The sequence below is a fragment of the Pseudomonas protegens genome (assembly GCF_003363755.1).
GTDB classification, from domain to species: Bacteria; Pseudomonadota; Gammaproteobacteria; order Pseudomonadales; family Pseudomonadaceae; genus Aquipseudomonas; species Aquipseudomonas danubii.
Genome location: NZ_CP031396.1, coordinates 5,354,512 through 5,368,716, shown reverse-complemented (window position 1 = coordinate 5,368,716; position 14,205 = coordinate 5,354,512). Strand labels below are relative to the sequence as shown.

Genomic DNA, 14,205 nt, shown 5'->3' with positions numbered 1-14,205 from the left:
CTCGACGGGCAAAAATTCATTGAACAGCAAACAGGTTGGAGCGCCGCTCAACGGCGCTCGATCGGCTCGATCACTTGCAGCGCCAGGTTGCCCTTGTGGGAACCCAGCTTGACCTTGAACGACGGTACGCCGTTGGCACGCATGATCATGTCTTCCGGCAGTTCCACCGGGATCACATCGCCCGGCTGCATGTGCAGGATGTCCCGCAGGCGCAACTGACGACGGGCCACGGTGGCGCTCAGCGGCACTGCCACATCCAGCACGTCCTCGCGCAGGGCCTTGCTCCAGCGCTCGTCCTGGTCATCCAGGTCAGACTGGAAGCCGGCGTCGAGCATTTCGCGGATCGGCTCGATCATCGAGTACGGCATGGTCACGTGCAGGTCGCCGCCACCGCCATCGAGTTCGATGTGGAAGGTCGACACCACGATGGCTTCGCTGGGGCCGACGATGTTGGCCATGGCCGGGTTCACTTCCGAGTTTATGTACTCGAAGTTGACCGGCATGATCGCCTGCCAGGCTTCCTTCAGATCGACGAAGGCCTGCTCCAGCACCATGCGCACCACCCGCAGCTCGGTAGGCGTGAATTCACGCCCTTCGATCTTCGCGTGGCGGCCGTCGCCGCCGAAGAAGTTGTCCACCAGCTTGAACACCAGCTTGGCGTCGAGAATGAACAGCGCCGTGCCACGCAGCGGCTTGATCTTCACCAGGTTGAGGCTGGTGGGCACATACAGCGAGTGCACGTACTCACCAAACTTCATGACCTGCACGCCACCTACCGCCACATCGGCGGAACGACGCAGCATGTTGAACATGCTGATCCTTGTATAGCGGGCGAAACGCTCGTTGATCATTTCCAGGGTCGGCATGCGTCCGCGGACGATGCGATCCTGGCTGGTCAGGTCGTAGCTTTTGACACTGCCGGGTTCGGCAGCATGTTCGGTCTGTACCAGACCGTCATCGACGCCATGGAGCAGCGCATCGATCTCATCCTGGGACAGCAGGTCCTGCACGGCCATGTCGTGTTCCTACTGCAGTACGAAGTTAGTAAAGAGCAACTGCTCGACCACTACTTTGCCCACCTCTTTCTGCGCCACTTCCTGGACGCTGGCAGTGGCCTTCTGGCGGAGCATTTCCTGGCCAACCGGAGTCGCCAGGGTGTCGAAACTCTGTCCAGAGAACAGCATCACCAGGTTGTTGCGGATCACCGGCATGTGCACTTTCAGCGCATCCAGGTCGGCCTGGTTGCGCGCCAGCAGGGTAATGCTCACCTGCATGTAGCGCTGACGACCGTTCTGCGTGAAGTTGACGACGAAGGCCGGGGCCATGGGCTCGTAGATCGCTGCCGGCTTGACGTTGCTGGCGGCTTCCGCAACCGGCGCAGGCTTGCTCTGAGCACTGTGCATGAAGTACCAGGTGGCGCCGACCGACAAGCCGATGGCCAGCAACAACGCCAGAACAATCAAGAGGATAAGCTTGAGTTTGCTTTTCCCTGCGGTGGGTTTTTCTGCTGCTTCGCTCTTCGCCATGCCAATAATCCGTCACTATTCGGGGGTTCACAGTCGCACGGCAAGGCAAGAGCAAGTGTTATGCCAGATTTGTCCGAAATGGGGGGATAAGCAGCGGGGAAGGAGAAGCAAGGGGCATGGCGAGCTCTCTCGGCCACGCCCCCTCTGTCACTCAATCAGGCGTAATAGTCCACAGCGCTGGTGCCAATCACGGTCTGCACCGGGGCAGCCACTTCAGCCACGCCATGGGGCAACTCTTCGTCGCCACCGTCCAGGCGCGTGCCACTGGTGCTGGAACCACTCCTGCGGTTCTGCTCCTGTTGCGCCTGTTCCTGACCTTGCCAGCCGCGAGACTGGTCGGAAACGTTGACGTCCACCTGCCCCAACCCCTGCTGGTTGAACATGTCTCGCATACGGTGCATCTGCCCTTCCAGGGCTTCACGGACACCGGCATGAGCACTCATGAAGGTCACCTGGGTCTGCTGATCAGGAATCATGTGTACGCGAATATCAAGGCGTCCCAGCTCCGCAGGTTGCAACTGAATGTCCGCCGACCTGAGGTTGGCGCTGGACAGGTACATCACTCGATTGACCACTTCATCGGTCCAACCGCTCTGGTGCATGGCCAGCGGCTGGTTGACCGGCACCGCATTGGCGGTCTTCGGCGTCGCGGCCTGAGTCAGGGCCGCCAGACGATTGGCGAAATCATCCACCCGGGTATCGCTGGAAGCCCCCTTGAGGTCTTTCAGGCCGTCGGCAATCAGGCCAGTGAAGGCCTTTTCGCCGCCCTGCTCGGTACTGTTCTTGCTGGTGTGCTGCTCAAGCATGCCGGCCATGCCATTGGCGAAGTTCTGCACCGACGTCAACTGACCGTCGGCATCGGCATTCGCGGGTGCAGCCTTGGGCTGAGACTGACTGGAAGCCGATACATGCCCGCCTTGCTCCATGGCCAGACGCAGCGCTGGCAAGGCATCCAGCGGATCAGCCTCAGGATCGAAGGCCTCCTTGGGCGGCTCCGCCACAGGCGCCACCGTCGGCACTACCGCTGCCACCACTCCAGCGGGCGGCGCCACGGGCACTTCCACCTGAGGTTGCGCAGCCACTACCGGCGGCGGCACTTCGGCGACCTGAGGTTGCGGCTGGATCGTCGGCAACAGACTCGGGTCCACCGGCGCCGGATCCACCGAGGCGTCGGCCTGCGTGGTATCGGCCGGCTTGCTGTCATCACTGGCGGCAGTGGCGGGCTTGCTGTCGCTGCTCACCGGCTTATCGGCAGGCAAGGTTTTGCCGCTATCGGCAACCGCTGGCTGCGGCGCGGCAGACTGATCGCTGGCAACATCCTTCTTCGGACTGTTGTCGACGCTCTTGTCCCGTACGGGCTTGGGCGAGTTGTCGGCGAGGGCCGGCGACTTGTTCTGCGGCTTGCTCTGAGACTCCTTGGCATAGAGCTGCGCGAAGCTGGACGCCTTGTCCCCAGGCTCGGCAACGCTTGCCAGAGGGCTGGCAGGGGCCGCTTGAGTCTTGGACTTAGCGTTGGCCTGAGCTGTGGCCTGAAGAAGCGAATTAGGGGTAACAGCCATGGGACAGTCTCCGCTGCACGGGGATCAAAGGTACAGTTCAGAGACTTGACTGCAAAGGTCGAGCCAGCTTTATCAACCCGCTGACAAAAGGTCGTTTCTCAGCAGTGGAAGCGCTGCAATTCCTGCTCGCACAAGCGCCGGACAATGGCGAACTCGCCATCGATCTCCCCCACCAGCTGGCGAATGCCATCAACGGCCGACTGTCCGGCCCGCACCTCAAGCTCATGACAGAGCTCAGCCAGGCGGATCGCCCCCATATTGCTGCTACTGCCCTTGAGACTATGGGCGGTCGCCACTAGCTGCAGAGCATCCTCGGACTTGCGCAACAGCCGCACTCGTTCCTCGGAGTCGCAGACGAAAGTGTCCAGCAGGACGGGGTATTCATCCTCCATGACCTCCTGCAATGCGTTGAGCACCGTGTGGTCCAGATGTATCTCAGCCACTTGTTCACTCCTTGATCAAGAACCCCAGGATTATGCCAGAGCCTCCCAGGAAAACTCCACGCAGACACTGCGCCCATCGTCCGCCCACTCCGCCTGGCGACTCATCTGTCGGATCAGGCTGACACCGCGCCCCGACAAGCGCCCGGTATCGTTGGGCCGAGCCAGGATCGCCGCGACATCGAAGCCCTCGCCACTGTCTTCGACCCGCACTATCAGGCGCCCTCCCGCCTCCAGAGGCTGCACCTGCAAATGCACCCGCACAAAGCCATCCTCTAGCTCCGCCAGCCTCACGGATCGCTCGCGGTAATAGCGACTGAAGCCCTCGGCATCCCGTTTAAGCCGGGAGTCGAGCTTGAGCACACCGTGCTCCAAGGCATTGGAATAGAGTTCGGCCAGCACGCTGTACAGAGCCCCGCTCTGGGAGCGCAGGCCGTGCACCTCCAGCAACAACTGCAACAGATACGGCAAAGGATTGAAGCGCTTGAGGGTAGCGGCGCGGAACTCGAAGCTCACCGACCAATCCAGCGGACAGGACTGGCCGCTGTCGGAGTACACCGGGGCCGGCGGCGCCAGCCTGGGAAATTCTGGCAAGCCGACTTCGACCATGCTCACATCGTCCCGGGCACTGCCACCAAAGTCCTCCAGGGCCTGCTGAATCTCCTCGAACAGTCGCTCCTGCTCGCGGTTGGCGGCAAACACCCGGTGCAACCGCTCCACACCAAACAACTCATCGGCGGTGTTGCAGGTGTCGATCACCCCATCGGACAGCAGGAATACCCGATCCCCCGGCGCCATGGGGAACACTTCAGTGCGATCTTCGAAAGCCTCGGCACTCAGCACCCCGAGGGGCAGATGTCGCGCCACCAGGGGCGTACGCGCACTGCCGGCATGACGATACAGATACCCCTCGGGCATGCCGCCATTCCACACCTCCACTGACCGTCGCTGGGTACTCAGGCACAGCAGGGTCGCACAACAGAACATATCCACCGGCAGAATGCGCTTGAGCTTGGCATTCATCTCCCGCAGGGTTTCCGGCAGCCCGTAACCCTTGGCGGTCATGCCATAAAACACCTCGGCCAGGGGCATGGCCCCCACCGCCGCTGGCAATCCATGACCGGTGAAGTCCCCCAACAGCACATGCATGTCACCCGCCGGGGTGTAGGCCGCCAGCAGCAAATCGCCATTGAACAGCGCGTAAGGCGACTGCAGGTAGCGGATGTTCGGCGCATCCAGGCAACCGGAGTGGGCGACCTTGTCGAACACCGCCTTGGCCACCCGTTGCTCGTTGAGCAAGTAATCGTGGTGACGAGTGATCTGGTCCCGCTGCGCCAGCACGGTTTCCTGCAGGCGCCGCAAACGGTCCATGGCGTTGATCTTGGCCCCCAGAATCACCGGGTTATAGGGCTTGGCCAGAAAGTCGTCGCCACCTGCCTCCAGACAGCGAGCCAGCGCCTCCCCTTCACTCAGGGAGGTGAGGAAGATGATCGGCACCAGGGTCTCGCCCGCCAGGGTCTTGATCCGTCGCGCCGCCTCAAAGCCGTCCATCACCGGCATCATCGCGTCCATCAGCACTATGTGCGGACGCTGCTGCTCGAACAACGCCAGGGCCTCGGCCCCATTACTGGCCGCCAGCACCTGGTGCCCCTGGCGCCGGATAATGCCAGACAGCAGCAAGCGGTCCGCCGCGCCATCTTCGGCGATCAGCACACACAGGGGCTCGGTCATCGAGCGCATACCGCTCAACTGATGTCGAAAAGCTTGTCGAAATTGGAGATGGCAAGGATCTTGCGCACATCCGAGTTGCTGTTGATCACCCGGACATCGGCATTGTCGCCACCGGCATGATCACGCAACAGCAACAGCATGCCCAGGGCCGAGCTGTCGAGGTAGGTGGCTTCCTTGAGGTCCACCACAATGGACTCCGGCGTCCGGTTCAGGCGCTCATAGGATTCACGAAACTCCTGGTGGCGCCCGAAATCGAAGCGCCCCCTGATGGAAATCGTGAGTTTTTGTCCGTCCGGGGATATTTCTGTAACGACCGACATGTGACTGCTTCCTTGTCATTGACGACGTTTAAAAGGTTTAGCACCCACTGACCCGGCGAACAACCTGCGGACGAAAAATGAGCGCTCTCAATAAGGGTTCTGACGGGGCAGACGCTGGGAAAGTTCATCCAGCAGCTTCTGTTCGCGCTTGTCCTCAAGCGCTCGAGCCTCATCAATGTAACGCTGCACCAGCTTGCGCAGCCCTTCCACCCGGGCATAAGCCTGCTGCCAGGCCTCGCGCGCGCGATCGAGGTTGTTTTGATGCCAGGCAAGGCTTTGCCGCTGCTGGGCCACGGCGGTATCCAGCTGACTGAGAAAATACTGGTAGTTCATCAACCAGTGACCACTGACGCCGAGCTTGCCGCGCTCGACCCACTGCTCCTGGTAGTCGCCACGAAAACGCTCCAGGTCCCCGAGCTTGCTCTGGGCCACACGCACCTGGCCGTGAAAGTACTCCAGACGCTGGGCAGCGGTACGCTCGGCGTTTTCCGCCATGTCCACCACCGGCGCCAGACGCGCCGCACGGCTGTCGGCCATGGCCGGTTAGCCCCCCGTCGCTGGAGCGAAAAGCATTTCCAGGTGGGTCTGGCTATGACCCAGGCTGACGTTGTCGTTAAGGCCCTGGCGCAGGTAGGCAACCATCGCCGGCTGCAGGGAGATTGCGGTGTCGGTATCGCGATCGCCACCGGCGACGTAAGCGCCAACGCTGATCAAGTCCCGAGCCTGCTGATAACGCGACCACAACTGCTTGAAGTATTGCGCCCGAGCCATGTTGTCGGGGCTGATCACCGCCGGCATGACCCGGCTGATGGAGGCCTCGATATCGATGGCGGGATAATGCCCTTCTTCGGCCAGGCGCCGGGACAGCACGATATGCCCGTCGAGCACGCCCCGAGCCGAGTCGGCGATCGGGTCCTGCTGATCGTCACCCTCGGACAGCACGGTATAGAACGCGGTAATCGAGCCACCACCGGCCTCGGCATTACCGGCCCGCTCCACCAGCTTGGGCAGCTTGGCGAACACCGAAGGCGGGTAACCCTTGGTGGCCGGCGGCTCGCCAATGGCCAGAGCGATCTCCCGCTGGGCTTGGGCGAAACGGGTCAGGGAATCCATCAGCAACAGGACGTTCTTGCCCTTGTCGCGAAAATACTCGGCGATCCGCGTGCAGTACATCGCCGCCCGCAAACGCATCAACGGCGCATCGTCCGCTGGCGAAGCCACCACCACTGAACGCTTGAGCCCCTCTTCACCGAGAATGTGCTCGATGAACTCCTTGACCTCACGACCCCGCTCGCCGATCAGCCCGACCACGATGATGTCGGCCTCGGTGAAGCGAGTCATCATGCCCAGCAGCACACTCTTGCCCACGCCGGTACCGGCGAACAGACCGAGGCGCTGGCCGCGACCTACCGTCAATAAACCGTTGATGCTGCGAATGCCCACATCCAGCGGCTGGCTGATGGGGTCGCGCTTGAGGGGGTTGATGGTAGGACCGTCCATCGGCACCCAGTCCTCGGCACGCATGCCGCCCTTGCCATCCAGAGCGCGTCCGGCGCCATCCAGCACACGCCCGAGCATGGCCATGCCCATGGGCAGGCGCCCGGTATCAGCCAGAGGGACAACCCGAGCACCAGGAGCGATCCCGGCCACGCTGCCCACCGGCATCAGGAACACCTTGCTCCCGGAAAAGCCCATGACTTCCGCCTCGACCTGAACCGGGTGATAGCTGTCATCGTTGATCACCAGGCAACGGGTGCCCATGGCGGCGCGCAGGCCCTCGGCTTCAAGAGTAAGGCCGACCATGCGCAGCAGGCGGCCTTCAAGAATCGGCTGACCTGGTAGCTTGACGGCCTCAGCGTAACCTTCCAGGCGCTTGCCGAAACTGGTGCGTTCAAGGCGCATCGGGGTGCTCCGCAGGCTCGGCCTGCTCTGGAACGCTGGACTCTGCAGCGTCGACATCCGGCGCCGACGGAGTCCTTGGGCCGAGGTCCAGGCTCAGGTCCGCAGCCGCCGGGTGCAGCGACTGCTCATGCAACTGATCGGACAGTTGATCCAAGGCCTGGGTGATCCGGGTTTCGATGCTGGCGTCGATGCGACTGTGCTCGGTCTCGACTCGGCAACCTCCGGGCAGCAGCGCCTCGTCCTCGACGATGCGCCAGCTTTCCTCGTGCCGCTCGCGCAGGCTCTTGACCTGCTCGAAGTCCTGCGGATTGACATAAAGACGTACATTGCCAACCCCCAGCGGCAATAGCTTGAGGGCCTCGCGCATGACGTGTTCGATCTGACTGGAATCCATTACCAGCTCACGCTGGATCACCTGCCGGGTGACGTGCTTGACCAGATCCACCAGGGTTTGTTCGATCTGCGTATCTTGCTCGGCGATGGGCTCGAACAAATTGACCATCAACTGTTCGAGCGCCTGCAACTTGGCGACCAGGGCGACTTCAGCCTCCTGGCGAACCTTGAGCGTGGTGCTGTGGAAGCCTTCCTTCTCGCCGGTGGCGAAACCTTCGTTATAGGCTTCCTGGCGAATGCTCTCGAGCTCTTCCAGGGTCAGTGGCTGGACTTCTTCCAGCGGCACTTCCTCGATTTCTTCCGGCACCTCTTCAGGCTCCGGCTCAGGCTCGGGCGGCTCGGGATCGAAACTGGGCAGTGCCCAGACGTCAAAACCCTCGACGTCCCGGGCACGAATCAGTTCGCTTTGGGACTCATCACTGCTGGACGACATAAAGCGACCTTAGATCATTTCTTCGCCGCCCTTCCCACCGAGAACAATCTCTCCGGCTTCGGCCATACGGCGGGCAATAGTGAGGATTTCCTTCTGCGCAGTTTCCACGTCGCTGACGCGAACCGGGCCCTTGGCTTCCAGGTCGTCGCGCAGCAGCTCCGCCGCACGCTTGGACATGTTCTTGAAGATCTTTTCCTTGACCCCTTCGTCCGACCCCTTGAGGGCCAGAACCAGGACATCGGAAGACACTTCGCGCAACAGGGCCTGGATACCGCGGTCATCGACATCGGCCAGGTTGTTGAACACGAACATCAGGTCTTCGATCTGGCCAGACAGGTCTTCGTCGACTTCGCGGATCGAGTCCATGAGCTGGCCTTCAATCGAGCTGTCGAGGAAGTTCATGATGTCGGCTGCGCGCTTGATACCGCCCAAGGTGGTACGGGACGCGTTGGAGTTGCCGGAGAATTGCTTCTCGAGAATCTGGTTCAGCTCTTTCAGGGCCGCTGGTTGCACAGTATTGAGCGAGGAAACCCGCAGAATGATGTCCAGGCGCGCCTTGTGGTCGAAGTTGCCCAGCACTTCACCGGCCTGATCCGGATCGAGGTAAGCCACCACGATGGCCTGGATCTGCGGGTGCTCGTAACGGATCACGTCGGCCACGGCCCGTGGCTCCATCCACTTCAGGCTGTCCAGGCCACTGGTGTTGCCACCCAGGAGGATACGGTCGATCAGGCCGTTGGCCTTGTCTTCGCCCAGGGCCTGGGTCAGCATTTTGCGCACGTAGTCATCGGAACCGACGCCGAGACTGGTTTGATCGCCGACAATGTCGACGAACTCGCTCATCACCTGCTCGACCTGCTCACGGTGCACGTTGCCCATTTGCGCCATGGCCACACCCACACGCTGAACCTCTTTGGGCCCCATGTGGCGCAGCACTTGCGCGGCATCGGTGGAACCCAGGGACAGCAGCAGAATCGCGGCTTTGTCGACCCGGGTCAGTTTGGCGGTAGCGGCTCGGTTATCACTCATCTGCATTAATCCACTCTTTCACGACCTGAGCCACACGACCCGGGTCTTCAGCCACCAGACTCTTGATTGCGTTCAACTGAGCGTCATAACCCTCGCTCGGGCTCGGCAGCAGAATGCTTTGCGGACCGCCCAGGCTGACGCGGTCGTTGGCCAGCTCGCCGTCCAGGCCGCCCATGCCGCCCAGCTCGACGTCGCTGCCCAGCCCTGCCAGTTCCTTGTTCTTGCCGCCGCCAGTGATGTTGTTGAGCACCGGGCGCAGCACGCCGAACACCAGCACCAGGATGAACAACACGCCCAGCACTTGCTTGACGATGTCCCAGAACCACGGCTGCGAGTAGAACGGAATGTCGGCGATCACTTCCCCGCGCTCGGCGGAGAACGGCACGTTGATTACGCTGACACTGTCGCCACGGCTGGCATCGAAGCCCACTGCGTCCTGCACCAGACGAGTGAAGCGCGCCAATTCATCGGCGCTCCAGGGAGCGCGACTGGTTTCGCCGTTGGCCGGGTTGACCTTGACCTGATCATCCACCACCACCGCTACCGACAGGCGATTGAGACGCCCCTGCTGCTGCTTGGTGTGGCTGATGGAACGATCGAGCTCGAAGTTCTTGGTGGATTGTTGACGCTTGTCCGACGGGTACGGTGCCAGCATCGGCTGGCCGGTAGCCGGATCCATGATCTGCTGACCGTTGGCGTCCAACAGCGGCTGACCTGGCTGCACCATGCCTGCGGCGGCGGTAGCACCACCGGTGGTTTGCGGCGCCGAAGCCGGCGAAGGCGGCTGGTTGCTCAGAGCACCCGGAACGCCTTGCGGACCATTGCTGCTGGAGCGCTGCTCGTTGACCGACTGCTCGCTGCGCAAGGCCGGCTGGTCCGGGTTGAACTGTTCAGAAGTGGATTCAACGGCGCTGAAGTCGACATCCGCCGAGACCTCAGCCTTGTAACGATCGTTGCCCAGCACTGGCTGCAGGATGTTGTGCACCCGCTGGGTCAGCATGCCCTCCAGGCGACGACTGTAGTCGAACTGCTTGCCGGCCATGGTCAGCGCGGAGTTTTCCGCTTGATCGGAGAGCAGATTGCCCTTTTGGTCGACCACTGTGACTTGGGACTTGCTCAATTCGGGGACGCTGGTAGCCACCAGGTTAACGATGGCCATGACCTGGCCTGGCTCCAGGGAGCGGCCGGAATACAGTTCTACCAGCACCGAAGCACTGGGCTTGCGCTCGTCGCGCACGAACACCGAGCTTTTGGGAATCGCCAGGTGCACCCGGGCGCCCTTGACATTGTTCAGACTGGAGATTGTGCGGGCCAGCTCACCTTCCAGGCCGCGACGATAACGGGTCGCTTCCATAAACTGGCTGGTGCCCAGGCCTTGCTCTTTATCAAGGATCTCGAAGCCGACGTTGCCGTCACCCGGTGCCACACCGGCGGCAGCCAGTTTAAGGCGGGCACGAGACAGGTCATCGGCCTTGACCAGCAAGGCACCGGAGTTGGGCTCGACGGTGTAAGGAATGTCGGCAGAAGCCAGGGTGTCCATGACTTGCTTGGCGTCCATCCCGGCCAGGCTGCCGTACAGCGGCCGGTAATCGGGCTGCTGAGACCACAGCACCACGGCAAAGCCGATCGCCACGCTGGCGGCCAGGCCTACCAACAGGCCAACCTGACGCAGCATGGTCATCTGGGACAGGTTTTCCAGGAAGGACAAACCGAACAGCGGCGGTTTACCGTCTATCGGGGTGGCCTTGGCCGGTACGTTATCGGCGACTGCTTCTGCCATGACTCAATCTCGTCCTTAAACCGGCATCTGCATGATGTCTTGATACGCTTGAACCAGCTTGTTACGAACCTGGGTCAAGGCTTGAAAAGACACGCTGGCCTTTTGCGAGGAAATCATCACATCCGTCAGGTCCACACCGCTTTTGCCGATCTCGAAGGCACTGGCCAACTGATTGGACGCCTTCTGGGTATCGTTGACCTTGTTCACGGCCTGGCCAAGCATGTCAGCGAAACTGCTGCCGCTGACCTCTGCCACTGCGGCGGATTTAGGCTGCGACATCGCGTCCATTTGCATGGCCCGCATATCCAGCATCAACCGATTAAATTCAACACCTTGGCTCATGGTCTACTCTCTCTGACGACCCGCAATTTTTTGACGCTCACCGTGCGGTTAGTGAGGTGTTAGCAACAAGGGTGCCAGCTCCATGGCCCAACTCAACAAAAGCCCATCCAGGACTTTGCATATCAGTCATCAGGTCGCAAACAGATAGGCCTCGACGTCCATTCCGGCGTCACGCATCTGCGCCAATTTGTAACGCAGGGTGCGCGGACTGATCCCCAGACGCTCCGCCGCCTCCTTGCGCCGCCCACGCTCGGAACGCAGGGTATCGATGATCATCTGAAATTCCCGGCGCCGCAGATCATCCCCCAGGCCACCCGACTCCTGAGGCACGCCCTCATCCTCGCCGACCACGCCGCGCAACGCCGACTGACCGGCAGGAGCCAGAGCCGGCAGGGGTGCACAGGCCACCGGCCCGGCCAGGCAGAAATCTTCCGGCTGGATCAGGCCGCCCTGCTGCAGGATCAATGCCCGCTGCAAAGCGTTGTCCAACTCCCGGACGTTGCCCGGCCATGGATAGGCCAGCAGACATGCTTGCGCCTCAGCCGAGAGCCTGGCGGCGGCATGTTTCATTTTATTGACGTGTTTGGCCAGCAGACGCTCGGCCAGCGGCAAGATATCGGCGGTACGCTCGCGCAAAGGTCTCCAGGCCAGAGGAAACACCGAAAGACGGTAATACAGATCCTCGCGGAAGCGTCCGGCCGCCACCTCTCCTGCCAAGTCGCGGTTCGTGGTGGCCACTACCCGGATATCCAGAGCGATAGGTTTACGCGCCCCCACCCGTTCCACTTCACGCTCCTGCAACACCCGCAGCAACTTCGCCTGCAGCCCCAGGGGCATTTCGGAAATTTCGTCCAGGAGAATAGTGCCGCCGTCGGCCTGCTCGAACTTGCCGGGCTGCGCGGCGATAGCCCCCGTGAAAGAACCCTTCTCATGCCCGAACAGGGTGGCTTCGAGCATGTTGTCGGGAATCGCCGCACAGTTGATGGCGATAAAGGGCTGGGCACTTCGATGGGAATGCTGGTGGATGTAACGTGCCAGCACTTCCTTGCCTGTACCGGACTCGCCGGAAATCAGCACAGTGGAATCACTACGGGCCACGCGCGCGGCCAGTTCCAGCAATTGCGCACTGGCCGGCTCAAAGGCTACAGGCCCCTCATCCTCGCCCGCCCCCAGGCAACCCAGGGCATGGCGCGCCACCAATTCCAGCAGGGCACGAGGCTCAAAGGGCTTGACCAGATAATCGGCAGCGCCTTGACGCATGGCCTCCACGGCTCGCTCGACGGCGCCATGGGCAGTCATCAGCAACACCGGCAACTGCGGTTGGCGGGCACGCAACAGACCCAACAACTGATGACCATCCATGCCAGGCATGTTGACATCGCTGACCACCAGGCTGAAGGACTCCACGGCGACCGCTTCCAGCGCCTCTTCCGCACTGCCGACCGCCTTGTAGTCATGGCCGGCCAGCAGCAGAGTGTCCGCCAGGGCCTCGCGCAACGCGCGATCGTCTTCAACCAGTAGAACCTTGATTGCCATTACCTTCACTCCACTCCATGAGCACTGGAGAACAGAGGCAATGTCACCAGCGCACAAGTACCGCGCCCAGGACGGGAACGCAGCGACAATTCTCCCTGATGCGCACGAGCCACCGCCTTGACCACCGTCAGGCCAAGTCCGGTCCCATTGGCCTTGGTGGTGAAAAACGGCTCTCCCAGACGCTCCAGCACCGCCGCATCGATGCCACTACCGCTGTCACTGATGCACAGCCGCAGGGTGTCACCACGACTGTACAGGTGCACCTTGAGCCGCGCCGCGCCGGCACTGGCTTGCACGGCATTCTCGATCAGGTTGAGCAAGGCACCCACCAGGGTGTCGCGATTGCACAGCAACTCTCCCTGATGACTGTCGCACTGCCAGCGCACGGCAACATCCTGGACATGGGTCAGGGCCGCGGCCTGCAGTGATTGCAGCAGCGACTTGGGAGTCAGGCGATCAGTGAGAGGCAGCTCACCACGAGCGAACACCAGCATGTCGCGCACCTGGTGCTCCAGCTCGTGCAGTCGCTCCTTGAGGCGCCCAGCGAAACGCTGATGAGTGGCCACTGGCAGTTCATGCTCGGTGAGGTGACTGGCATACAACAGGGCCGCCGAGAGCGGCGTGCGAATCTGATGCGCCAGAGAAGCGACCATCTTGCCCAGGGAGGACAGGCGCTCGTGACGGGCGAGTTGATCCTGCAGATGACGGGTTTCAGTCAAATCGTTAAGCAGCACCAGTTGCCCGGGTTCGGCATCCAGTGAGCGGGTAGCGATCGATAGGCGCCGGCCATCGCGCAGGGATATTTCATGACCGTCATCCTCGCGGGGAGCAAAGCTGCGGGCGATGATGTTGCGCCACAACTGCCCTTCCAGCGGCAGCCCCAGCAAATCACACGCCGCCGGGTTGGCCTCGCTGACGATACCCTGGCCATCAATGACGATGACGCCACCGGGCAACAGGTCGAGAAGGTTTTGCAGACGGTTGGCCAGACGCTCTTTTTCCGCCAGCTCCTGCATCCGCTGGGCACTGACCACAGCCAACTCGCCCTTGAGCTCAGTCACCCGAGCCTCAAGCATGCTGTAGGAGTCAGTAAGTTGGCTCGACATCTGGTTGAACAAGGCGAAGGCCTGCTCAAGACCCAGCCGGCTTGCCTGCTCTACGGACGACGATTGCCCCGAAGTATCAGGGACAGGAGACATCTGGGCGGCTTGGGG

Annotated in this window: 14 protein-coding genes; all 14 read right to left on the bottom strand. The window is 61.7% G+C overall.

What is annotated here, in order from left to right:
* Positions 1-47 precede the first annotated feature (47 nt).
* The 14 genes from fliM to DWF74_RS24215 all read right to left on the bottom strand — a co-directional run bounded on the left by fliM (position 48) and on the right by DWF74_RS24215 (position 14,190).
* Entirely contained in the window at positions 48-1,016 is a 969-nt protein-coding gene (fliM, locus tag DWF74_RS24280) for a flagellar motor switch protein FliM (RefSeq protein WP_011059984.1), read from the bottom strand.
* 9 nt (positions 1,017-1,025) lie between these two features.
* A complete protein-coding gene (fliL, locus tag DWF74_RS24275; protein ID WP_115581863.1) occupies positions 1,026-1,526 on the bottom strand; it encodes a flagellar basal body-associated protein FliL in 501 nt (166 codons plus the stop codon).
* A 155-nt stretch (positions 1,527-1,681) separates the two neighbouring features.
* A complete protein-coding gene (locus tag DWF74_RS24270) occupies positions 1,682-3,085 on the bottom strand; it encodes a flagellar hook-length control protein FliK (protein WP_115581862.1) in 1,404 nt (467 codons plus the stop codon).
* Positions 3,086-3,183: 98 nt separating this feature from the next.
* Positions 3,184-3,528: an Hpt domain-containing protein gene (locus DWF74_RS24265; RefSeq protein WP_102864019.1), complete on the bottom strand. Its 345-nt coding sequence runs from the start codon at positions 3,526-3,528 to the stop codon at positions 3,184-3,186.
* A gap of 30 nt (positions 3,529-3,558) precedes the next feature.
* Positions 3,559-5,265, bottom strand: coding sequence for an ATP-binding SpoIIE family protein phosphatase (locus DWF74_RS24260; protein WP_102864020.1), 1,707 nt, complete (start codon positions 5,263-5,265; stop codon positions 3,559-3,561).
* Between the two features lie 5 nt (positions 5,266-5,270).
* Positions 5,271-5,576: an STAS domain-containing protein gene (locus tag DWF74_RS24255; RefSeq protein WP_011059979.1), complete on the bottom strand. Its 306-nt coding sequence runs from the start codon at positions 5,574-5,576 to the stop codon at positions 5,271-5,273.
* 87 nt (positions 5,577-5,663) lie between these two features.
* Positions 5,664-6,113 carry a flagellar export protein FliJ gene (gene fliJ, locus DWF74_RS24250; RefSeq protein WP_102864021.1) on the bottom strand — a complete coding sequence of 150 codons (450 nt, stop codon included), beginning with the start codon at positions 6,111-6,113 and terminating at the stop codon, positions 5,664-5,666.
* 6 nt (positions 6,114-6,119) lie between these two features.
* Positions 6,120-7,478 carry a flagellar protein export ATPase FliI gene (gene fliI / locus DWF74_RS24245; protein ID WP_102864022.1) on the bottom strand — a complete coding sequence of 453 codons (1,359 nt, stop codon included), beginning with the start codon at positions 7,476-7,478 and terminating at the stop codon, positions 6,120-6,122.
* On the bottom strand, positions 7,468-8,304 hold the full coding sequence (gene fliH, locus DWF74_RS24240) for a flagellar assembly protein FliH (protein WP_102864023.1): 837 nt from the start codon (positions 8,302-8,304) through the stop codon (positions 7,468-7,470). The genes fliI and fliH overlap by 11 nt, the downstream gene beginning before the upstream one ends.
* Before the next feature lie 9 nt (positions 8,305-8,313).
* A complete protein-coding gene (fliG, locus tag DWF74_RS24235; RefSeq protein WP_011059975.1) occupies positions 8,314-9,333 on the bottom strand; it encodes a flagellar motor switch protein FliG in 1,020 nt (339 codons plus the stop codon).
* Positions 9,326-11,113, bottom strand: a complete 1,788-nt coding sequence (fliF, locus tag DWF74_RS24230; RefSeq protein WP_102864024.1) for a flagellar basal-body MS-ring/collar protein FliF — start codon at positions 11,111-11,113, stop codon at positions 9,326-9,328. The genes fliG and fliF overlap by 8 nt, the downstream gene beginning before the upstream one ends.
* 15 nt (positions 11,114-11,128) lie before the next feature.
* Positions 11,129-11,455 carry a flagellar hook-basal body complex protein FliE gene (gene fliE / locus DWF74_RS24225; protein WP_102864025.1) on the bottom strand — a complete coding sequence of 109 codons (327 nt, stop codon included), beginning with the start codon at positions 11,453-11,455 and terminating at the stop codon, positions 11,129-11,131.
* A 129-nt stretch (positions 11,456-11,584) separates the two neighbouring features.
* Positions 11,585-12,991 carry a sigma-54-dependent transcriptional regulator gene (locus DWF74_RS24220; protein ID WP_102864026.1) on the bottom strand — a complete coding sequence of 469 codons (1,407 nt, stop codon included), beginning with the start codon at positions 12,989-12,991 and terminating at the stop codon, positions 11,585-11,587.
* 5 nt (positions 12,992-12,996) lie between these two features.
* On the bottom strand, positions 12,997-14,190 hold the full coding sequence (locus tag DWF74_RS24215) for a sensor histidine kinase (protein ID WP_162884116.1): 1,194 nt from the start codon (positions 14,188-14,190) through the stop codon (positions 12,997-12,999).
* Positions 14,191-14,205: the final 15 nt, after the last annotated feature.

Coding starts and splice junctions, on each gene's coding strand:
- fliM (WP_011059984.1), bottom strand. CDS start 1,016: ATGGCCGTGCAGGACCTGCTGTCCCAGGATGAGATCGATGCGCTGCTC.
- fliL (WP_115581863.1), bottom strand. CDS start 1,526: ATGGCGAAGAGCGAAGCAGCAGAAAAACCCACCGCAGGGAAAAGCAAA.
- DWF74_RS24270 (WP_115581862.1), bottom strand. CDS start 3,085: ATGGCTGTTACCCCTAATTCGCTTCTTCAGGCCACAGCTCAGGCCAAC.
- DWF74_RS24260 (WP_102864020.1), bottom strand. CDS start 5,265: ATGCGCTCGATGACCGAGCCCCTGTGTGTGCTGATCGCCGAAGATGGC.
- DWF74_RS24255 (WP_011059979.1), bottom strand. CDS start 5,576: ATGTCGGTCGTTACAGAAATATCCCCGGACGGACAAAAACTCACGATT.
- fliJ (WP_102864021.1), bottom strand. CDS start 6,113: ATGGCCGACAGCCGTGCGGCGCGTCTGGCGCCGGTGGTGGACATGGCG.
- fliI (WP_102864022.1), bottom strand. CDS start 7,478: ATGCGCCTTGAACGCACCAGTTTCGGCAAGCGCCTGGAAGGTTACGCT.
- fliH (WP_102864023.1), bottom strand. CDS start 8,304: ATGTCGTCCAGCAGTGATGAGTCCCAAAGCGAACTGATTCGTGCCCGG.
- fliG (WP_011059975.1), bottom strand. CDS start 9,333: ATGAGTGATAACCGAGCCGCTACCGCCAAACTGACCCGGGTCGACAAA.
- fliF (WP_102864024.1), bottom strand. CDS start 11,113: ATGGCAGAAGCAGTCGCCGATAACGTACCGGCCAAGGCCACCCCGATA.
- fliE (WP_102864025.1), bottom strand. CDS start 11,455: ATGAGCCAAGGTGTTGAATTTAATCGGTTGATGCTGGATATGCGGGCC.
- DWF74_RS24220 (WP_102864026.1), bottom strand. CDS start 12,991: ATGGCAATCAAGGTTCTACTGGTTGAAGACGATCGCGCGTTGCGCGAG.
- DWF74_RS24215 (WP_162884116.1), bottom strand. CDS start 14,190: ATGTCTCCTGTCCCTGATACTTCGGGGCAATCGTCGTCCGTAGAGCAG.